We start from the raw sequence: 22,437 nt of genomic DNA on the forward strand, positions 1-22,437 counted from the left end.
GTGGAACACAGCTCGTTTCATCCGGGGGTGTATCCCAGAGATCGATTTTCAGTGCTGGGACGCAGATCGTATTGGGTGATGGCGTGTCAATCGGAGCGACAGCCAGTGCGGGAGGGCGGATCGAAGTTCGCAATGGCGGAGTAGGCTCGTCCATCGTACTCGGTTCTGGAGGAAGTTTGCAGGTCGGCGCTGGTGGGCGTGTCAATGGACTTCAGGTTCAGGCTGCTGCAGCGGCGACCGCAAATCAGGCGGCTGTCGTGTCGGGGGTCGTTGTGTCGGGAGGGGGGACGTTTACTCTTAATTCCGGTGCGACACTCATCAACGCAGTGATCTCGGGCACTTCGACGGATGGTGGTCCCGGTGGGTTGCTGGTCCTTCAATCCGGGGCCGTACTCAGCGGTGTGACCTCGATGGGTTGGAAAAGCCGCCTCGATATCGACAGTGTGCAATACTCGTCGGGATCCAAGGTCACCTATAGCGGTAATACGCTTACGGTACGAGACGCCAACGGCAATGTTGTCTGGTCGGGGCCGGTAGCTGGCTTGCCGAGCGGTGCAGCGAAGGATTTCCATCTGGAGCGTGATGCTGCTGATGGAAGCATGGTTGTCGTCTTCGACAAGTGCTTCCTCAAAGGGACAATGATCCGCACCGATCAAGGTGAGCGTGCCGTAGAAGAGCTTGCTGTTGGAGATCGGGTTGCAGCATTTGTCGATGGCAAGGAGGTTTTCCGAGAGATCATCTGGATCGGTCGCCGGACCGCTTCGGTACGTTCAGGGCAGTATGATGATGAGGTCGGTTACCCCGTGCGTATTCTGCGTGGGGCACTGGGGGATAACGTGCCTCATAAGGATCTTCTGGTAACGCCCGAACATGCGCTTTTCATGAATGGCGCCTTCGTGCCTGCGCGCATGCTTACTAACGGCCGTAGCATCTTCTATGATCGGACGATTGCAAATTTTGATTACTACCATGTCGAAACCGACGAGCACTCGATCCTTTGGTCGGATGGAGCGCTGAGTGAGAGTTACCTCGACACAGGTGATCGTGATACTTTCTCTCGGGGTGGTCCTGTTGTTCGCCTGCTTAATGCGCCAGTCAAAGAATGGGCGAAGGATGCTGCGGTTCCGTTGCGTACCGACCGAGACTTTGTAGAGCCTTTACATGCAGGTCTGAATGCAAGGGCAGATGGACTCGAACTTGGTCTGGAACGTGCCGGGTTGGTGCAAACGGAAGATGCAGATCTGCATCTCGTTGATGATCAGGGCAGGGAAATCCGCTCGCTCCGTACAGTCAACAAGGCTCACATCTTTACGATCCCGGCCGATGTGCGGAGCTTGAAGCTTGTCTCGCGTGTTGCTCGCCCCGTCGACACGGAAGGGCCGTTTGTTGACGATCGACGTCGTCTCGGAGTGCTGGTGGGAGACATTCAGGTGTGGGAGGCCGGTCAGACCCGTCAGATCAGTGCGCATCTGACAACGCCAGCCTTAGCAGGGTGGTCGAGTGTCGAAGACGAGGGTCATCGGTGGACGACCGGTAATGCTGAACTGCCTTTGGATGATCTGGTGCAAAACAGTATTTCGATGCTTTCGATCGAAATTCTTGCAGGCGGCCCCTACACGAGTGAATCAAGCGAGCCAGCGGTTCTGCCGGTGGCGATATAAGGGCACTGGGGTTGTTGAACTGGTCGACCTCCTAAGGGATGTCGACCAGTTTACTCTTGATTTGTTATATCAGCGAACCTTTCAAAATCAGGTCGAATAAGGTTGATGTACGAAAACATACTTCCGTGGAACCTTATTTAAGAAGCGCTCGTACGAGATTAAAATCAGGAATGATTTTTACAGCATCAGTAATATGCTTCATGATTTCTGGAGGTTGGTAATTTAGAAACCAATGCCAGGTGATCTATATAGTTATATTCTATATATCAGAACGTTGCTTGAGTCATTCTTATGTGTCAGGTGCAGGATAGTTAACTAAATATGAACGACTATAGTGTGTTCGCGATAATAAGATTCTCAATGATGGGGTAATGGATCTCATATTCTCATTATAGACAGTCTTTTTTGTGGGCACTCACTCGTTTATCCTTGCGAGGGCTGGCATATGGGTATCACTTCCACTGGAATAAGCGGCGGCGCATCGGTCACGAAGCGGGGTATTATGGATATCGGGTCATAAGTGGCGCGACCTTGATCACGACGGGCAAGGATGGCGCAACGGTTAACGCTTATGTTGAAGGATTGGGCGGAGGTGGCACAGATAATCCGGCCATGCTGATTGCTTCGGCAGCAGCAGTCGCGTCCGGTGCTACCGCCGTCTCAGGGGGCGTGGTGTTGGCTGGCGGTGATGGGAGAGCGATCGGCGGCACCGCTTATGCAAGCGGTGGGTTTGCCGCCATCAATGATGGTATTGTCAGCGGTGTCACAGTTGGATCGATGGGGGGAGTTCTCGCCAGCAAGATGCCCGATTATGGAGGTGGGGCGGGTCTTGTTATCGATGCCCATGTGCAGGCAGGGGGTGGTAGGCCTGGCGGGGGGGGGATTTACGCTTAAGGGCCAACATTTCAACGGACCAGGGGTCATTTCGGCGAGTAAGTTCGATGTCGGATCGACGGAGATGCTGGCCAGCGGCGGAACGGATTTGGGGAGCACGATTGGGGGAACTCAGGTGGTTTCCTCTGGAGGCACGGCGTTGAGAAGCATCTTCAGTGCAGGCACGCAGTTGCTGAGCGCTGGAGCTGTAGCGGACCAGAATATTGTCTCTGCCGGCGGTCGGATAGCGGTTGGTCGCGGTGCAGTCACGAAAAACGTGACTGTTGGCGCTGGTGGCAGTCTCCATGCAGAGAGGGGGGGCAAATTAACGTAGCGAGTATCGCAGCCCATGGCGCTGCGACGATCGAGGCAGAGGCTGTTGCCAGCGCTGTCAAGATCGAGCGTGGTGGGACCATGACGGTCAATTCGGGGGCAACACTGACCAATGTCACGATCTCGGGTATCGCTTCTGAGGGCGAAGGCGCCGGCGGTCTGCTCATTGTTCAATCCGGAGCCGTTTTGAGCGGCGTCACCATCGGTTGGAAAGGGCGGATCGATGTCGATACGCTTGGCTGGGATGAGGGACAACGCATCGTTTATAGCAATTCGCAGATCAGTGTTGTCGACCGATCGGGAAGGGTGCTCTGGTCTGCTCCGGTGAGAGGTGCGCGATCCGTCTCGACAGCTGATTACCATCTCGAGCGCGATCCCGCCGATGGCAGCACGGTTATTGTCTACGATAAGTGTTTTCTAAGGGGCACCTTGATCCGCACCGAACGAGGTGAGGTAGCGGTGGAAGATCTTGCCGTTGGAGATCAGATTGCTGCCTTAGTCGATGGAAACGAAGTTTTCCGTGATGTCGTCTGGATCGGCCAGCGTTCGACCATTGTACGCACCTGGCTCGATGACGACGAGGCTGGCTATCCTGTTCGTATCCTGCGGAACGCGCTGGGCGATAACATGCCGCATAAAGACCTTCTTGTGACACCAGAGCATGCGATGTTCCTTAATGGAGCGTTCGTGCCAGCGCGCATGCTCGTCAACGGACGAAGCATTTTCTATGATCGCTCGATCACGCATTTCGATTATTATCATATCGAGACGGATACTCATTCGATCATCTGGTCTGACGGCGCGCTGAGTGAGAGCTATCTCGACACGGGTGATCGCAAGCGCTTTGCTCAGGCTAACTCGGTCGTTCATCTCTTAAATTCGCCGGATCGGGACTGGGAAAACGACGGTGCAGCACCGTTGCGTATCGATCGAAGCTTCGTTGAACCGCTTCATGCGTCCCTGTCCTATCGTGCCAGCGCCCTGGGATTGGGCCGTGTCGTACGCGAGCCAGAGGTCACAGAAGATCCCGACCTGCATCTTATCGATGAGAAAGGGCGTATTCTGCGCAAGATGCGTGTGGTGAACAAATCGAGCGTGTTCATGTTGCCGCCGGATGCACAGATGGTGCGTATTGTTTCGCGTGTTTCGCGTCCGGCAGATGCAATCGGGCCGTTCCACGATGATCGTCGCCATCTCGGTGTGCTCGTCGGCGATATCCAGCTCTGGGAGTCTGATCAGACGCGCTATCTCGGCAAGCACCTGACGGATGAAGCACTGGACGGATGGGCCAATATCGAAGACGGACGACAGCGCTGGACGACGGGGTCCGCCGTTCTCGATCTCAGCGACCGCCAGTCGGACGCAGTCTGCATCCTGGCAATCGAAGTTCTGGCTGGTGGTCCCTATCTGGCCAAATCCTCGGAATTATTTCGAGGTGCTCAGGCTGGCTAGCTCCAATAAATTTTTTACTTCCCGCTTTCTTGGGGTAAACAGGGTGGCTGTCATGGCCACCCCATTTTTGTTTTGGGATTGAACTCGATGTTTCATGTTATCGCCTTGCGACACGCCAGGCAGAATCCTCAATCCCTGGCGTTCGATAGCCTGTCACAGGATTGGACATTTGCGCAGCTGGACCGGGATGTGAAGGCAGTTGCATCCGCCCTTGGTAAGCTCCGCGAGGCAGATCCACGCCTGATCGGTATCCACTGTGGCAACCTCTACTGGCATTGGGTTTTCATTTTCGCGCTCGCATCTCTTGGCTTGGCAAGTGCGTCGCTACCAGAAAGTTCAAGCCCGTCCTTCTTGCGCGATGTTCAGCTTCTTGAGCCCGACATTGTGTTGTCACTAGGTGGATTGTCTCTACTGGATACGCAGGTGCTCGAGGTGAGTGAAGGCTGGCTCACCCGTGTCCGCGAGGCCGAACCGCAAGAGCTTGATGTGGTGATCGATTGCGACAAGATCTGTCGCTATGCGATTGCGGCAGGCACGGATGCTGAGCGTCGCGCTCTGTCCATGACGTTTCGTCAGGCTGAAACAGCAATCATGCATATGATTTTCCAGGATCAGATTTTGGGAAAATCGAGTGCTGAGCGTCCCCATGTCTTGTCGACTATCGGTGTCATCTCCCTGACCGGGTTTATTGTTGGGTGCGCCAGTTTGTGCGGCGGCTCACCACTGAATTTTGTCAGCCATACTGATATCGGCATTCTGATTGCACGTAGAATCCCAACCGTGGCGGTTGTGACGCCAAGTCATCTTGCTCACATTATCGAGGTTCTTCCTCCCGGCATGAGCCCGCTTGAGACGCTGAAACTGATCGTGACTGGAGGCAGGTTGAGCCGCCTCTTGCGGGACCAGACGCTCTCAAAACTGACGCCAACGTTGATTACGGCTTATGGCACCGATGAGGTCGGCGCGGTCGCACTCGGTGACGCCTCTGGTTTCGAAGCGGACGAGATGGTTGGCACGCCTTTGCCTTGGGTAACTCTTCAGATCGTGAGTCAAGAGGGAGAAATTCTTCCGATGGGGCAGGAAGGGATCGTCCGCGTCAAAAGCTCGGGCCTGCTCGATGGGTATGTCGATGTGCAAGAGGACCAATCACGACATTTCGCAGACGGCTGGTTCTACCCCGGGGACCGAGGCAAACTTGCTGCTGATGGAAGTCTTCGTCTCCTGGGACGCGTAGATGATCTGGTCTCTATTGGCGGTGAAAAGTTCGACCTCGGCGTGATCGACGATATCGCCCGCGATATTCTTGGGCAGCGCGATCTGGGAAGTTTCCTCTCACTCGATGAGACGGGTCGCGACCGGATCAATATCGCACTGGCCTCAGATAAAGGATTTGATGCGGATAGATTGGCGCAGGCGCTGCGCGCCTTCTATCCATCTCTGCCTCCAGTCCGAGTGATGTCGGTCGATCACATCCCGTGTTCTTTGGACGGTCAGGTGGATCGCGAGCGGCTTGGGCATGCCTTTAAGCGCTCAGACGCGGCAAATGCCTGATCATGACGGCACTCTCTTAACATCGGTCAAGTGAAACACACCGGGACTGGCCAATTTGGGCCGTCTCGATACGGAAAACAGGGTTCGGTTCTCGTTATGTCGCGCAAGAAAAATGCTGATATTGCCATCGTTGGAATAGGGTGCCGCCTTGCACCCAACATAACGAATGTCGATGAACTCTGGTCCTTCCTCTGTAATGAGGGCGAAGCGGTCACGGATGTGCCGCAAGAGCGATGGAGCGTAAAACGTTTCTACGCTGAGGAAATCGAGTCGCCGTCGAAAACCTATATGCGACGAGGCAGTTTTTTAAAAAGGAACATCCACGAATTCGAGCCGCTCTTCTTCGGAATCTCTCCAAGAGAGGCACAGATCCTCGATCCTCAACAAAAGCTGTTGCTCGAAGTGACGTGGGAAGCGATGGAGATGGCGCGCATCGTGCCGTCGCGATTGTCGGGTCATCGGACCGGTGTGTTCATCGGTATTTTTGCCGTCGATGCCCACGCTCATACATCCAGTCCGTATAACCTGCCGACGGTGCGCGACCATTTTGCGGCGACTGCCACTCCTTCGACCATGCTCTCGGCACGCCTTGCTCATGTCTACGATCTGCAGGGGCCTTGCATGTCGATCGACACGGCTTGCTCGTCATCGCTCGTTGCCTTGCATCAGGCCTGTCGGAGCCTGAATGAAGGTGAGACTGACGTCGCCATAACAGGCGGTGTCAGTCTCATGATTGCGCCGCAAACGTCGATTTTCATGTCTAAAGGGCACTTCATTGCGCGTGACGGGCGCTCGAAAAGCTTCGACGCTGCTGCAGACGGTTATGGTCGTGGCGAAGGGAGTGTCGTCTTCGTCCTCAAGCGGCTGGAGGATGCCGAGCGCGACGGAGACACGGTTCATGCGATTGTAAGCGCTACGGGCGTCAATTCCGACGGTCGTACGCAGTTCCTGACCTCGCCTGATGCTGGAGCGCAGTCGCGCCTCATGACCGAGGTTCTCAATGTTGCTCAGGTTGAGCCGGGCGATGTCGCTTACGTGGAAACGCACGGCACGGGCACCCCGGCGGGCGATCCAATCGAGACTTATGCTCTCTCGCAATCCATCGCGCGCTTCAAGGAAGAGAAGCTCGTGATCGGCGCGATCAAGGCCAATCTGGGCCATACGGAAGCCTCAGCGGGAGTTCTGGGAACACTCAAGGCCGCTCTCTGTTTGCGTCATCAGGAGGTGCCGCCCCAGCCAGGACTGCAAAAGATCAATCCGTCCATCCATCTGGATGACTGGAATCTCGATATCGCGCGGGGAGAAAAGCGTTCTTTTACGCCGGAAAAACCGGCTCGTTATGCCGGGGTGAATTCCTTCGGCTACGGGGGGACAAACGCGATCGCGCTGCTGCGTCGTCCTGAACCGGCAAAGAAAAAGGCTGAGCACAAACAGCCAGCACGTCGGATCAATGGGAAAATTCCCTTCCTTTTGACGGCGTTTTCTAAAACCTCGCTGCCGCTTATGGCATCGGCGTATTGCGAAAAGCTCGGTGCCGAACCTGACCTGATACTCGGCGATCTCTCTTTCAGCCTTGCCACGTCCCGCACCCTGTTTCGCCATCGTCTTCTGGTGTTGGCGCAGGACGAGACAGAGCTCAGGTCGAGACTGGAGGCCTATCTTCAGAACAAGCCCGAAGAGGGTCTCTTCCAGACAGTGGTGGAGGCACAATCCGGCCGGGGGATCGTCTTCGTCTATTCCGGTGTCGGGCCGCAATGGTGGGGCATGGGGCGCTATCTTCTGCACCATGCGCCTGAGCCCGTTCTGGCCAAGGCGCGCCGCTGCGATACGCTTTTCAAGGCGCTTGCAGGGTTCTCGATCTGCGATGAAATCCTCAAAGAAGAAGAGGTCTCGCGGATCCATAATACGGCGATCCTGCAGCCTGCGATTTTTGTCATCCAGATCCTCGTCACAGAATATCTGGCTCATCAGGGCATTCTGCCCGATGCTGTTCTCGGTCACAGCATGGGTGAGGTCGCGGCTGCCCATATCTCGGGAGCTCTGACGCTGGACGACGCCGTGGCGGTCATTTTCCATCGGAGCACCCTGCAAGCGTCTGGATGGAACCGGTCGCATGCTTGCCGTCGGGCTCTCAGCTGAGGCCGCACAGGAACTTCTGGACAAGGAAGCGCCAGAGCTCTGTGTTGCCGCTATCAACGCGCCCAGCACCTGCACGCTTGCCGGGCCTGAAACAGCGATCAAGGCGCTTGCGGCCCATCTGACGCAAAAGGGTCTTTTCAACCGCATTCTGAGCGTGGACGTTCCCTTCCACAGCCCCGTGATGGATCGCATTGAGACCGATCTGACATCGGCATTGTCGGCTCTTTCTCCCCACGCGGCGACCATACCTTTCTATTCGACTGTTCATGGTGCCGTGACGGATGAAGATCATCGCGTCGATGCCGCGTACTGGTTCAAAAACGCCCGACAGCCTGTTCTCTTCTCAGCTGCTGTCGAAGCCTGTCTGAGCGACGGATTTACCCAGTTTGTTGAAATTGGGCCGCATCCGGTTATCGGCAGATCCCTGAAATCGGTTGCGGACAAGCAGCAGGCCAAGCTGAGTGTCATCAGTACGCTCAATCGTCAGGAAGACGAGGCGAAATGTCTCGAAAACGCGGTCGCCAATATAATTCTGCAAACCGCGCGTCTCGACTGGCAGGGGATTACGGGCGGATCGCTGATCGACCTTCCGACCTATCGCTGGTCCAGAGAGGAATGCTGGATCGAGAACGAGCGCGAGCGCCGTTTCCGCCAGGGGGGAGAGGCTCATCCGCTCATCGGCTTCGGCGCGATGACACCGGGAAAATCCTGGGTGGTCGACCTTACCGAGCTTGGCGTGCCCTGGCTGAAAGATCATTGCATCGACACTGTGATCCTCCTGCCGGCTGCCGGGTTTGTCGAGGCGGCTCTGGCCGTCGGGCACGAGGTTGAGGGTCAGACGGGTGTTGTGCTCGAAAACTTCGAGATTATCGCACCGCTCGTCGTACAGACCGGCGATAACCCTGTGATGCACCTCGTTTACGACGAGGTTAAAAAGACGCTGCGGTTCTTTAGTGCCAAGGAAGAATTCAGCGAGATGTGGCTCGACCACGGCAAGGTCGATGTCCTCTCTTCGGCGCCTTGGCCGATGGCGGTGATCGATCAGAATGAGGCGCGCGACTGGCTTGCACAGGGGCCAGAAGGGGCACTGCTCTATGACAGGATACGCGATCACGGTTTTCATTACGGTCCAAGCTTCCGGACCCTTCAGCGTCTGGCTGTGCAAGGGCGTGTCGCCTATGCGCAAATCGCCTTGAATGAAGCAGAGAGAGAGGCAGGGGATCAGTATTTCCTGCATCCAGCGCTTCTTGACGGTGCAATGCATGCGCTGATCGGTCTCGTGCCGGAGAGCTTCTCCGACCATATGTATGTGCCTGTCGGTTTCGAGCGCCTGAGCTGTTTCGGCAAGGGCTACACTGAGATCCTTGCGCGCGCCGAAATCACGTCGATCTCGCAGAGAGAAATTGACGCGATTTTGCGTCTCTACACTCCCGAAGGCGTGCCGGTCGCCGAAATCAAGGGATTGCGCTTCGCCGAAGTGCCTCGCTCCCGCAAGGAAGCAGCGAAAGCTGTTGCGGCAGAACAATATTTCACCAAATGGACCGAAACCGAGGCGTCCATTCTCTTCGCCGAACCCAAGACGATCCTCGTTGCTGGGCATAAGAGCGCGGCTCAGAAGAAGCTTTGCGCTTTGCTGGAAGAGAATGGCGTCACGCTTCTTACGGTGCCCCGTCAAGGCGCGATCACAGCCGAGACGATCGGCCTGGAGGCCGGTCTCGCTCTGGACGCCGTTCTCTATCTTGCAGGTGGGTCAGGTGAGGGTGCTTTCGAGGCACTTGTCGAGCAGGTGAGTGCTCTGGTCAAATTCGACAAGCGCCTGTCGCTGGAAGCGTCCAACCAGCAGCCAAAATTCATTTTGGTGTCGGAGAATGCAGCATTTTTCGACCCCGAAGACCTGCTGGCGTCACCGTCGACTGTGACCCCCGATGGGGCTGCTCTGGTCGGCTTCTTCAAAGGCCTCGTCGATGAGCGACCCGAGTTCCGAGGGAAGGTCATCGACGTCGCCACGTTCTCGACGGAAGAAACCCGGATCGCGCTTGCTGCTGAAATCCTGCATGACGATCAGGAAGCCGAGGTGGCGTTGCGTGAGGGACGGCGTTTCGTGCCTCGTTTCATGCCGGTCGAGGGGCAGCCAGACAGGCCACTCGCTCAGCTGCCTGGGAACCCGGCCATCAAGCTGCAAAAGAGCCGCACGGGAACGCTCGATGGCCTGAGCTATCAGGCTTTCGATGTCCGGCCGCCGGGGCGTGGCGAAATCACGATCCGCATCCTGGCCACGTCACTCAACTTCAAAGACATGCTCAAGGGTATCTCTGTCCTGCCCGAAAAATTCCTGCTCGACACCTATCATACGGTGGAGATGGGCATGGAATGCTGTTTTGAGGTCGTGGCAGTCGGCAAAGGCGTGAAGCGATTCAAGGTCGGCGAGCGCTATCTTACCTGCCATCCGGGTTGTTTTGCTTCGCATATGACGCTCCCCATCAAGGGATTCCGTGTCATGCCGCTCAACCTTTTCGAGACCGGGGGGCGCCCCCTGACAGTCGCCGAGGCAACGGGGCTCCCGATCGCGATTGCGACGGCACTTTATTGCCTGCACGATCTGGCTCATCTGAAGAAGGGCGAAATCCTGCTCGTTCACTCTGCGGCAGGCGGTGTTGGACTTGCTGCCATCGAAATTGCCAAGATCATCGGCGCACGTATTTTCGCGACGGCGAGTAATGACGAAAAGCGTCAGATCCTGCTCGATCGTGGCTGTGAGGCGGTCTGGGATTCACGCAGCCTTGCGTTCTACGATGGTATCCTTGAGGTCACTGGTGGCAAGGGCGTCGATGTGGTGCTCAACAGCCTTCCCGGTGAGATGCAGGCTCATAGCCTTGCGCTTTTATGCAATACGGGTCGCTTCGTAGAGATCGGGAAGAAGGATATCTGGGAGAAGCGCGATCTCTCGCAGTTCAGCTTTAACGGAAACGTATCGTTCCATAGCTTCGATCTCGACCTGATGATGGCAAATGACCATCGCAAGGCCGTCTCGATCTTCGATCGTATCCCTTACCTGTCGCGTAAATTCGATACGGTCATCCTGCCGCACAAGGTCTACCCGGCCTCCGAGGTGCGCGATGCGTTCAAGTTTATGTCGTCGGCAAAACATATCGGCAAAATTCTCGTCTCCTACGAGGATCTCTCGAATGTTCGAGCCCAGAGACAGCCCGTTCGCCCGATCGATCCTCAGGCAGCCTATCTCATTACTGGCGGTCAGGGTGGTCTTGGCCTGGCAACGGCCAAATGGCTTGTCGAGCAGGGCGCGCGTCATCTGCATCTCATGGGGCGCAGCAAGCGTGACGACGTGGAGACGCTGGCCAAAATCAAGGCGTTGAAAAAGACGGGTGCGCGGGTGACGTTGCATTACGGCGATGTCAGCGTCCATGACGATGTCGCGCGGATCAAGACGGAAATTCACGGTAAGGGAAAGCCGTTAAAGGGAGTTTTCCACGCAGCAGGTGTGCTGGATGATCGGTTGGTCTCCAATTATGCCGAAGACAGCTTGCGCCGGGTGCTGGCTCCCAAGGTCTTGGGGGCACATCATCTCGACCAGCTGACGCGAGACTGTCCGCTCGATTATTTCGTCCTCTACTCCTCGATCGTGACGGTCACGGGCAATGTCGGTCAGAGCAGCTATCTTGCTGCCAATTCCTGGCTCGATGCACTGGCGAGCGCGCGCCGCAAGGCAGGCTACCCAGCCGTTGCGGTTCAGTGGGGGCCGATTGCGAGGTGGGGATGCTTTCGCAAGAGGGCAGCGTCGTGCAGTTTTTCGAGAATGCGGGCTTCCGTCTCTTGCAGGCTGAAGAGGCGCTGTCGCATCTCCCCGATCTGATCGACCGGGATCGGGATACAGTTGCGGCGTTGGCGATCGACTGGGAGACGTGCTTCGCCAATCATGGAGCCTTGGAGCGAAATCCGAAATTCGCTCTTATCCGTCGTGAGAAGAACGTCCGAAACTCTTCGGCACAGAAACTGGCGCATCTTCAGGCCCTGACGCCGGAGGCGCGGTACGAGTTCGTGCTTGAGAATGTGAAAACCATCCTGGGAAGTGTTCTCAAGATGGAGCCTGACAGCATCGATCCCGGCGCACGTCCCAACGAGCTCGGGGTGGACTCCCTCGCTGGTGTAGAGATTCAGACGGCAATTAAGACAGAGTTCAATGTCGAGATTTCGCTTCTCGTTCTGTCACGTAACGAGCCCATTCGTGAGATCGCTAAGAACGTCTTGCGTCAGATCAGTCTGAATGCGATGGCGTCTGCCTGAGCGTTCCGAACATCAGATATCAAAAAACCCGGGAGCACAGGCTTCCCGGGTTTTTCTTTTGGCGAATGGCCTCGTCGTCAGTGGTGCTCGATTTCCATGGTTTCGCCAGGAAGCTCCTTGGGCTTGATGAGCGCAATGGCGCCGACGATGACGCTGGAACCCACGACGAAGATCTGCGCAGAAAGCGGCAGGCCCAGCGGGCGACCGCAAAGCGGCACCAGCTTTCCGGCAAGACCTTGTCCAAGCGAACCTATCGCGTAGCTCAGGCCCATGCCAAAGCTCCTCGTGTCGGAAGGAAAGCGCTTGGCGAGATAATGGGGCACCAGCGCAAAGACGCCTGAAGCAGCGAGCCCCATGATCACGGCAGCGATCAGGAGCAGGGGATAGTTCGTGGCGCTCAGGAACGGATAGATCGTCAGCACGACGACGATCAGCGTCCCGATGATCACGCGCAGATCGCCGAAGCGGCTCGCCAAAGCACCGCAGCCGAGCTTGCCGACTAGCGACCCGATGCAGAAACAGCCGATCGGCCAGAAGACGAGAGCCGGTGTCAGATGGTGCACACTGCGTAAAATCGTCGGATAGAGGCTGTAGATGGCCGCTTTCTGGAATTCCAGAAAGGACATCAGCGCAATAGCCTGAATGGCGGCGATGGTCAGAACGAATTTGGCCTTGGAGGCAGGGGCGTCCGCTGGGGCATTACGGCGTTCTTCCTGCTTCAGCTTCCATACCGGGCTCTCCTGCACACCGATCCGGATGAAGAGGGCAAGCAGGGCGGGTGCGAGGCCGATGAAGAAAAGGAGGCGCCACGAATAATGAGGGAGAATGATGGCCTGGGCAGCCGTGGCCGCCAGAAAGCCGAGCTCATACCCTGACATCATGATGGCCGAGGCCATGGCGCGGCTCCGGCCGGGCACGCTCTCCATGAGCAGGGCAGCAGACGCGGTCCATTCTCCCCCGAAGCCGATCCCGAACAGGAACTGGATGATGATCATGCTGATGATCCCCGTCGACAGACCTGTCGCTGCGGAGAAAACACCAAACCACAAGACCCCGAGCAAAAACGCGAGGCGGCGGCCATAGTGATCCGCCAGCCATCCCCAGCCGGTATTGCCAATCGCACGTCCAACGCTTTGTGCAAGCAGGACGGTTCCCATGGCGCTGATCGTGACGCCGAAATCATGAGAGATATCGGGGAGCGTCAGAAGAAGCGAAGTCTGGTCGAACGCGTCGAGGAACCAGCCAAGAAAGGCGGCCACGGTGACACGCCAGTAGGGTTTCAGGGCCACAAGCGGGGGGTAGGAGATAAGCTGTGACAGGAGCGAAGGGCGGGCGGAGGCCGTCATGGTCTCGTCCTTGAACAAGAAGGAAAAACTGAGCGAAAGGGTATAGCGCGCCAGATAAGGGACCGTTTCACTCCTTGTTTGCCCTGTCGGCGAACGGAAATCGAGTCCTGTCTCACATTCTTGTCAGAAGCCCCGTTAAGCGCGTGTTAGATTTCGGATGTTAGCGTCCGGCGTTCGATCTGGAGAGGGCGTCTCGAAGCCTGTTCCAGGATGTTTCCGAAGAGTGCCGGAAACGATGGAGCAGGAGCACCAGACTTTGCCGTCACAAGAGCGGAGAACCTCACGTCCAGACAATTTCGTGTTGGACGGGGAGAACGCGCCTTTTGCCTTTCGGTTGCGTCGCTCACGCTTACAGTCCGGCTCTACGTCCTGCCGGAAGTCCCAGCCTTTGCAATGGACAGCGCGTTTTGCTTGTCGCTCAGGGCAGACGCGCGTGATCGGCTGGGAGGCGGAGCTGGATCTTGCCGCCTCGATCAAGCGTGGCCGACGGAGCTTGGGCAATTCGTCCCCCCCTGCTTCAGAGGCACGTGACATAAGCCTGTTGCGAGAGATCTGTCTTCAGGCAGCGTCCAGGATTGGCTCGCATTCGGTCACGATGACCCTGTCCGATCCGATGGCGCCCGGCGAGACCTTTATCGCGGCGTTGCAAGAAATTCTCGCTGAGACGGGCTTTCCGCCAACCGGGCTCAGGCTGACCCTGCATGAGCGACGTCTTGCAGATAACGATCGCGAGCAGGCCTTCGTACTGGCTGTTCTGATCGACTGGGGTGTTCAGATATGGGTCGCGAGATTCGGGCAGGACCCGTCCAGCCTGAGGCTTCTCAGAGAATGTGCGGCCTCGGGACTGATATCGGGAATTGGCCTCGATGCCATCCTGCTCAAAATACCAACCGGATCGTGGCGGCCTGTGGAAGAAGCTGGTCGGGAGACTGACGAGTTGCTGGATCCGGTCGCGTCGCGCTTTTACGCCGCCTCCTGCACGGCAATGCAGCGCTGGGTCTCAAGACTCACCTCAGCCGAATCACGAATTCCACACAATATGCTTTCGCGCTCTCGGCAGGTTTCGATGAACTGGGAGGGGGGTGCCGAGAACTCGAAAGTATTGCGTCCCTGGAGGCGCTGCCCTGCCCCTAACGCAGGGCTCAAGGATCGATCCCTTCTCGAGACATGGTTTTCGATTGAATTTCCCGACAGACAACCGCATCGATAACATCAGTTTAACTTGCTCTACGCCGCGTGAAGCTGTTTTGCGCTAGGTCCCGATGAGAAGGAAAGAATATGGCGCAGGTGGATGCGGTCTATGACCGGTATTTTCAGACAGCCCTCGATGGTCTCAAGGCAGATGGAAGCTATCGGCACTTTGCTGAGCTTGAGCGTCGTGCCGGGCAGTTTCCTCACGCTTATCATCATGGCCTGGAACGCGAAATTACGGTCTGGTGCTCGAACGATTATCTCGGGATGGGTCAGCATCCTGACGTCCTCAAGGCGATGCATGAAAGCCTTGACCGCAGCGGGGCCGGCGCGGGTGGCACGCGCAATATTTCCGGCACCAATCACGAGCACGTAGCGCTCGAGCGCGAACTGGCCGATCTGCACGGCAAGGAAGCGGCGCTCCTCTTCAATTCAGGCTACTTGTCGAACTGGGCGACGCTCGGGACGATCGCAGCAAGGCTGAAAGGCTGTGTCGTCCTCTCGGACGCAGCCAATCACGCGTCGATGATTGAAGGCATACGCCACTCCCGTGCCGAGAAGATGATTTTCGCTCATAACGACGTCGTCGATCTGGAAGAGAAGCTCAAGAGCCTTCCGCTCGAGACGCCCAAGATCATTGCTTTCGAGTCAGTGTACTCGATGGACGGCGATATTGCGCCAATCGAAGCCATTTGCGATCTGGCCGACCGCTACAATGCCCTGACCTATCTTGATGAGGTCCATGCCGTTGGCCTGTATGGCCATCAGGGCGGGGGCGTTGCAGAAGAGCGCGGCATTGCTCATCGACTCTCTGTAATCGAAGGCACGCTGGGTAAGGGGTTCGGTGTGGTCGGTGGCTATATCACCGGCACCGCAGCCTTGTGTGATTTTGTTCGCTCCTTTGCGTCGGGATTCATCTTTTCAACAGCGCTTCCGCCAATGGTTGCAGCTGGAGCGCTCGCAAGCATCCGTCACCTGCGCCAGAGCCAGGAAGAACGTCTGGCGCATCGTCAGGCTGTCGCCTGGCTGCGTGAGAGCCTCGACCGTGCCCACATCCCGCATCTCCCTAATCCGTCGCACATCGTCCCGGTCATGGTGGGGGATGCCGTGCAGTGCCGCGCGCTCTCCGATGCGCTGCTGAAGCGTTTCGGCCATTATATCCAGCCGATCAACTATCCGACTGTTCCACGGGGAATGGAGCGTCTGCGTATCACACCAGGACCTCTGCATAGCCGGGAAGACGTCGACTCCCTTGTCTCGGCATTAGCTGTTTTGTGGCGTGAACACCGTCTATCAGAAGCAGCCTGAAGTAACGGGGTGGCTTCGGCCACCCGAAAAATCGCCTGAACGACATCGTCTCTTTTACCTGAATCGGGTCCTGAGACAGTCCACTTCCTCGTTACGATATCAAGACTTTGGTGGGTTTGCCTCGTTCTGGCCACCGTTATAGGGAAGAGGTCAGAACGCCTCACTTTTACCCTGCAAGGAAGTCTTGAATGTTGTCCTGCTCTCGAGCGTTGCTGCGCTACGCCCGGTTTCCAGCGTTTTTAGTCCTCTTCTTGGGCCTTTTAACCTCTGGCTCCGCGCCCACTCATGCGCAGACTGCTCCGGTCAGTAACGCCCTTCCTCACATCACAAGCGAGCAGGCAAAGCAGCTTGCCTCGGTTCTGAACGATGACGCCAAGCGCCGCGAATTTCTCACAACCTTACAAAATCTGACTCGCGCCCAGCAGGGGGGCGGTCAGGATGGTGGCGCGCAGACCCAACCCAAGCTGAAGCCGGACGGGCTTGGTGCTGAACTGTTGGGGAGCGTCTCCGATTGGGGGCGGGTTGCTGGCAATCAGGCGCATACCTTGCTGCGCACCGTGGTCGATGTGCGGGCAATCGGGCCCTGGTGGCGCCATATGCGCACGAACCCGGCGGATCGTCAGGAATCTCTGAAGCTTCTCCTGCGCGCCATTCTGCTGGCCGGGATCAGCACCGGCCTCTTCTATGGGCTGCGTTTTCTGCTGAGAGGGCCGCGAGATCGGGTCGAGACCATGGCGCGGGTTCGGGGCCGTGTTAATCTTGTGAAGGGCGAAGACGATAGGCAGGCGGCCGAAGAAGCCGTCGATCGTGAGGCCACTTCCGATCCAGCGACCGAAACCGAGGAAGATCAGGACAAGGAACGTGAAACGCGCCTGCGTCACCAAGGGGCGCTTGCACGCCTGATGCTGGTGCTGAAGCGTCTTCCTTTCAGCGCGCTATGTCTTGTTCTGGACAGTTTGCCAGTGCTGGTCGTGCCAGCGGTCGCGCTGCTGATGATCGTGCTCGATCCTGATGCAGACGATAATACCACGGGATTGCTGCGTGTTCTGAGTATCACGGCGTTGATTGCCGGAGGCCTGATCGTCGCAGCTCGTACGGTTCTTGCGCCTCAGCGCCCATGGCTGCGTCTGGCGTTGCTCTCGGACTCCGCTTCAGCGTTTCTCTTTCACTGGTTCCGCCTCCTTGTCGTGACAACCGGCATTTCTGCTGCAGCGCTTGAGACCCTGAATGATTGCGGTTTGCCCGATCGCGTGATCGAGGCCCTTTTGAAGATCCTGACGCTCGTCCTGCATCTGATGGTGGCCGTGATGATCATGCGGAGCCGTCCGCGGGTCATGCGGTTCTGTGACCGGGGTGACAAACGTGGCTTTGGCGCCAACGCGCTCCATCTGTTCGGGCGAGTCTGGTGGATCGTGGCCTTGTTCTTCGATATGGGGCTCTGGCTCGTCTGGGCTGCCGAGATCCATCATGGTTATGCTGCGATCTGGAAAGTATTCCTTCGTAGCGCCGTCGCCCTTGTTCTAGCTCGTCTGGTAAGCATCGTGCTCTATGGGGTGCTGGAACGCCTCTTCCGAACGGCTCCGGACTGGGTCGCGCTCAACGAGGATACCCAGACCCGCTTCACCCGCTATTACGGGCCTGCCCAGCGGATCACCTCGGTGATCATCATCGCCCTGACGGTGCTTGCTCTGGCGAGTGCATGGGCGCGCCCTCAAGCCCTGTTCGGCGTTGGCGGGTTGGGTTATCGCCTGATCTCCTCGTCCATGACCGTCCTGATCGCGCTTTTGTTCGGGGTCATCGTCTGGGAAGCGAGCAACATCATGCTCGAGCGCTACGCCCGCAAGGTTGGCTCGCAGGCGGAGGGCGCTGCGCGCGTTGCCCGTGTCCGCACGCTGCAGCCCATGCTGAGGATTGTTCTGATGGTTGTTCTGGTGACTGTCATCGGCCTGACCATTCTGAGCGAGATCGGGGTCAATGTCGCACCGCTTCTGGCAGGGGCATCGATCTTTGGTGTTGCGCTCGGCTTTGGCTCGCAAAAGCTGGTGCAGGATTTCATCAACGGGATTTTCCTGTTGATGGAGAATGCTCTGACTGTCGGGGATGCGGTGACACTGAACGGCACATACGGTGTCGTCGAGCACCTGTCCTTGCGTACGGTGCATGTAAGAGCCAATGACGGCTCGATGAATATTTTTCCCTTCAGCTCTCTGGGTCAGATCATCAATTTCAATCGCGATTTTGCGCGCGCCATTATCGTTGCGGAAGTCGGCTATGAAACCGACACCGACGATGTTGTTGCGACGATCAACGAGATCACGGCGGAGATGCGGGCGGATGAGCGCTTCAAGACGTTTATCATCGACGACTTCCAGATGTGGGGTGTCGATGCTCTGAATCAGACCTCCGTCACCGTACGCGGCACGCTGCCGACGACGACAGCGGGACGTTGGCCTGTTCAGCGCGAATTCTATCGCCGTATGAAAAAGGCTTTCGAGGCACGTGGCATCCATCTGCCTTATCCGACACGCTTCGTTGAGGTGACAGGCCTGGCCGGGTTGCAGACCGGGCAAGAGCATGACCGATCTGTGCAAGCGCCTGAAACGGGTACCGAGCCTTCCTAGAAGTTTCTCGGGAAGCCTCAGAGCCGTCAGGCAGCTGACAGCGTGGCTCTGAGTTTCTCCTCGAAATGAGGCGTGGTGAAGGGCTTGGGGAGAATGTGAATTTTCTCCCCGGGCATCCCGCCGCTGAAGACAGCTTGCTCGGCATAGCCTGTGATGAAGAGGACCGGGAGACCGGGTCTGAGCTCGCGGGCAGCATCAGCGAGCTGGCGCCCGTTCAGGCCACCCGGGAGGCCGACATCGGTAACCATGATGTCGAAGAGCAGTTCCTGATGGTTGAGCAGGGCAAGGGCTGCCGTGCTATCGCCAGCTTCGTGAACGACCGCCCCCCAGTCTTCCATCGTTTCACGCATGGTAAAGCGCAGCGTTTCCTCATCGTCGACGAGCAGGACCCTCAAATGCCGCAGAGACACGCCGCTTTGCTCGCGCTCGGGGAGTGCGGGCGCGACCGGGAGCGTGGCCGTATGGCTGGGGAGCCAGATATGCACCGATGTGCCAGCAGCGGGGGTCGAGACGATACTCACCCGTCCGCCAGACTGGCGAGCAAACCCATAGATCATGCTCAGACCGAGCCCGGTGCCTTGGCCTATGGGCTTGGTGGTGAAAAACGGGTCGAATGCGCGTGCCATGACGTCGGTGCTCATGCCAACGCCTGTGTCTGTGACTGACAGGACCAGATAGGGGCCGGGGCGGAGTCCCCATTCTTCGGCCTGGAGCGAACCAAGTATTGCACGAGACGTGGCGATACGAAGGATGCCGCCTTCCGGCATGGCGTCGCGTGCATTGATCGAGAGATTGAGCAGGGCGTTTTCGAGCTGATTCATATCGACCAAAGCCGGGCCGATTGTCTCATTAAGTTGAAGGTCGAGCGTTATTCCCGGTCCGACGGTCCCGTCTAGCAAGTCATTCATGCTGAGAATGAGGGCGTTAACGTCCGCTGCCTGAGGGTCGAGAGTCTGCCTGCGCGAGAAGGCAAGCAGACGATGGGTCAGGGCCGCAGCGCGGTCAGTAGCGCCTCTTGCTGCGGTGATGTAGCGGTCCAGCCCTTCCGTGCGTCCCTGTTCCAGGCGACGCGTGAGAAGATCGAGCGCGCCGCCAATGCCTCCCAGAATATTGTTGAAATCATGAGCAAGGCCGCCGGTGAGCTGCCCGACCGCTTCCATTTTCTGGGACTGGCGGAGCTGGTCTTCAAGGGCGATACGATCCGTGACATCCCGCCCGGTCAGATAGATGTCATCGCCTTCGATCGAGCCGGACCAGTTGAAGGTGTGCCATGCTCCGTCATGGCGCTGAAAACGGAGATCGACCCCATGCTCAAGCCGGCCTTCGCGTAAAAGCGCGAGAGCGTCCACCGCGCGGGTCATATCCTCGGGATGGACGAGGTGCTCCAGTTTGCTGTCCAGCCAGTGACGCGCCTTGTCACCGAAACTGTTCTGCCAGCTCGGGTTGAGGTAGCGCAGGCGGCCTTCGCGATCCATCAGAGCGAGAAGATCCGAGCTGATCGCCCAGAGGCGATCGCGTTCCTTCGTGCGACGAACGACCTGATCTTCGAGTGTCTCATTCAGACGGCGCAGAGCATCCTGAGCTCGCATCTGCCTTATGGCTGCCCAGCTTCGATCGGCCACTGTCCGGACGAAAGAGAGCGTAATCTCGTCCCAGCAATGGGGGTGTCTGAACTGAACGATCACGACAGCCTGCAGGACGTCGTTTTCCATAATCGGGACGTTGAGCAGGGCGCAGATCTGAAGCGGAATAAACGAGTCTGCCTGGTCAACTGTGAGAGGGTGAGTCCTTACATCGTCAATCGCGACAACCTCTCCCTTTTTGAGGCGTTCGATATACGAGCCGAAGCTGCGGAAGGCATAAAGGCCGGAAATGTTTGTGATCGACGGGTCTCGGCGCCAGCAATCGGTGACTTGAGCCAATTCCCTTTCATGATCGACATCGGCAAATCCCGAGCGATCGGCTTCGATCGTGACGCCGAGCGTGCGTGATGTCAGATCGAGGACATCGCTTGTGCTGGAGAGCGTTCGCAGCTCATCACCGAAAACAACAAGCGCTTCGCGTTTGAGGGTCTGCCGTTTGGGGGCGTCGATGTCGAGAAGAATACCTGGAAAATGGCTTACATTGCCCTCCTCATCGTAAGTGCACGACCCGTTCGCCTCGACCCAGCGGCTGGTCCTGGTCCCGTCATCCCGTAATCTGAATTCGCAGCGAAAGCGTTTTTTATCGCGCAGAGCTTCATCAAGGGCGGCTGCGATTGCGGGGCGGTCTTCAGGGGTTACGCCCTCGAGAATACGCTCCAGAGTCACGCCCGCCGTGAGTTGGGCAGACGGAAGATCGAGCGTTGCTGCCATGCGCTTGTCGCCCGTGATCAGTCGACGTTCTGCATCCCACAGCCACATGCCGATGATCGTGCCCGCCTCAAGCGCCAATTCGAGACGTTCATGCTCCTGATTCGCCACAGACATCTCTCGCGAGACGCCGAGGATACGTTCAGGTTTACCGTCAGCGCCGAGAATAGGGGCGATAATCACATCCCAGAGCCGGGTCCGACCGTCCGATGTCTCGATATAGTCCTGGAAATGGCTGGTTCTGCCGGCGCCCGCCGCTTCGATGGCATCGAGCGCGAGGTTTCGTCCACGTTCCTGCCAGACATCGGGCCAGTAGAGACCGATCATTTCCGAGGCCGTGCACAGGTTCAGAACGCGTATCGCCCCATGATTGATGAAGGTGACGACCCCGCTGAGGTCCAGAATCTTGACACAGTCATTGGCGCTGACCAGCATCGAGTTGATGAAGGCCTGGCTGGTTCTCAGCGCCAGACGGTCTTCATGGGTGATGTCGATGATTGTGCCCGTGCAGTCCTTCCCATGCGGTTGAGCACTGATATGCACGCGGATCATCTCGCCGGTAGCCGAGAACAGTCGCACACCCTGTTCAGGTGCGGTGATCAACCAGTCGATGGGCGACTGATCGGGGGGAGGGCGGTCTTCCTGATGGATACGCGTGAGAAGATCCGACCACGTGATTCCATATTTGAGCGCCTCGTCTGTCAGCCCGCAGAGTGTCGCCATGCGCGGGTCCCCGGTCAGACGTGATGATGCTGCGCACCACATGAAAAAACCGAGATGAATTTGAGAACGCAGTTCTTGTGCGGAGCTTACGCTGACACGGTTGGAGACCGAGGCGCTTTCTTTGAGCATTTGGAGGGGGATAGCCCCGAGAAGACGGGCATGGGCATGGATGGCACGATCACGGTGATCTTCGAGCATTGTGCGTCGCGTATCGACTGCGATGGCACCGTGAGCCGGATTGCCGAAGGGGTAGAAAGACCATCCGAAGAGTGAATGCACACCTTCTGTCGGCTGCGCGGCGCTCCAGTCGTGATCGGCCCATTCGGAAAGGTCGGGGGAGCCGATCCGAGTGGGGTCGACATGAGAGGGTCGACCGTGATCGATGTGAAGGAGTGCGAACCCCAGATCAGGAAAGCTGGCACGAAGAGGCTCGAGCGCATGGTGATGAAGACTCTGCCCGCTGGCGGGCAGGTCGGGAACCCTTTGCTTGGTAAGCCTCATCTTGACCGCCACCCACTTTCTGGCATCCCGCTCGGCGAAGGAGGATGGCGTCTCGAACACAGCACGGATGAGGCCGCTCAACCAG

At 57.6% G+C, this 22,437-nt stretch carries 11 protein-coding genes and 1 pseudogene; 10 read left to right on the forward strand and 2 right to left on the reverse strand.

Annotation, left to right across the window (positions count from 1 at the left end; translation table 11 throughout):
• Positions 1-83: 83 nt before the first annotated feature.
• From JCM15831_RS07335 to JCM15831_RS20125, 7 genes and pseudogenes are all read left to right on the forward strand, one after another.
• Positions 84-1,661, forward strand: coding sequence for a Hint domain-containing protein (locus JCM15831_RS07335; RefSeq protein ID WP_156938785.1), 1,578 nt, complete (start codon positions 84-86; stop codon positions 1,659-1,661).
• A 429-nt stretch (positions 1,662-2,090) separates the two neighbouring features.
• The gene (locus JCM15831_RS07340; RefSeq protein ID WP_156938786.1) at positions 2,091-2,555 is read left to right on the forward strand and encodes a hypothetical protein; all 465 of its coding nucleotides are present in this window, start codon (positions 2,091-2,093) and stop codon (positions 2,553-2,555) included.
• A 393-nt stretch (positions 2,556-2,948) separates the two neighbouring features.
• Entirely contained in the window at positions 2,949-4,319 is a 1,371-nt protein-coding gene (locus JCM15831_RS17350; RefSeq protein ID WP_051528374.1) for a Hint domain-containing protein, read from the forward strand.
• A gap of 87 nt (positions 4,320-4,406) precedes the next feature.
• Complete coding sequence (locus JCM15831_RS07350) at positions 4,407-5,870, forward strand: AMP-binding protein (protein WP_025823796.1); 1,464 nt, start codon at positions 4,407-4,409, stop codon at positions 5,868-5,870.
• A 96-nt stretch (positions 5,871-5,966) separates the two neighbouring features.
• Positions 5,967-8,457: pseudogene (locus JCM15831_RS23945) on the forward strand (type I polyketide synthase); the annotation flags it as partial.
• Positions 8,434-11,880 carry an SDR family NAD(P)-dependent oxidoreductase gene (locus JCM15831_RS23950; protein ID WP_373277620.1) on the forward strand — a complete coding sequence of 1,149 codons (3,447 nt, stop codon included), beginning with the start codon at positions 8,434-8,436 and terminating at the stop codon, positions 11,878-11,880. The pseudogene JCM15831_RS23945 and the gene JCM15831_RS23950, both read left to right, overlap by 24 nt.
• Positions 11,808-12,311, forward strand: a complete 504-nt coding sequence (locus JCM15831_RS20125; RefSeq protein WP_198024267.1) for an acyl carrier protein — start codon at positions 11,808-11,810, stop codon at positions 12,309-12,311. Before JCM15831_RS23950 ends, JCM15831_RS20125 begins: the two co-directional genes overlap by 73 nt.
• Before the next feature lie 77 nt (positions 12,312-12,388).
• On the opposite strand, the gene JCM15831_RS07360 is transcribed toward JCM15831_RS20125, so the two are convergent.
• The gene (locus tag JCM15831_RS07360) at positions 12,389-13,657 is read right to left on the reverse strand and encodes an MFS transporter (RefSeq protein ID WP_025823797.1); all 1,269 of its coding nucleotides are present in this window, start codon (positions 13,655-13,657) and stop codon (positions 12,389-12,391) included.
• A gap of 433 nt (positions 13,658-14,090) precedes the next feature.
• Between JCM15831_RS07360 and JCM15831_RS07365 the strand changes: the two genes are divergently transcribed.
• The 3 genes from JCM15831_RS07365 (at position 14,091) to JCM15831_RS07375 (ending at position 18,777) form a co-directional block, all read left to right on the forward strand.
• Positions 14,091-14,867: an EAL domain-containing protein gene (locus JCM15831_RS07365; RefSeq protein ID WP_156938787.1), complete on the forward strand. Its 777-nt coding sequence runs from the start codon at positions 14,091-14,093 to the stop codon at positions 14,865-14,867.
• Positions 14,868-14,935: 68 nt separating this feature from the next.
• Entirely contained in the window at positions 14,936-16,156 is a 1,221-nt protein-coding gene (hemA, locus tag JCM15831_RS07370; RefSeq protein WP_025823799.1) for a 5-aminolevulinate synthase, read from the forward strand.
• Between the two features lie 188 nt (positions 16,157-16,344).
• The gene (locus tag JCM15831_RS07375) at positions 16,345-18,777 is read left to right on the forward strand and encodes a mechanosensitive ion channel family protein (protein WP_084490603.1); all 2,433 of its coding nucleotides are present in this window, start codon (positions 16,345-16,347) and stop codon (positions 18,775-18,777) included.
• Positions 18,778-18,803: 26 nt separating this feature from the next.
• On the opposite strand, the gene JCM15831_RS17360 is transcribed toward JCM15831_RS07375, so the two are convergent.
• Positions 18,804-22,433: a PAS domain-containing protein gene (locus JCM15831_RS17360; protein WP_025823801.1), complete on the reverse strand. Its 3,630-nt coding sequence runs from the start codon at positions 22,431-22,433 to the stop codon at positions 18,804-18,806.
• Between the last annotated feature and the right edge of the window lie 4 nt (positions 22,434-22,437).

This window comes from Asaia astilbis JCM 15831 (assembly GCF_000613845.1).
In the GTDB taxonomy this organism is placed as follows: domain Bacteria; phylum Pseudomonadota; class Alphaproteobacteria; order Acetobacterales; family Acetobacteraceae; genus Asaia; species Asaia astilbis.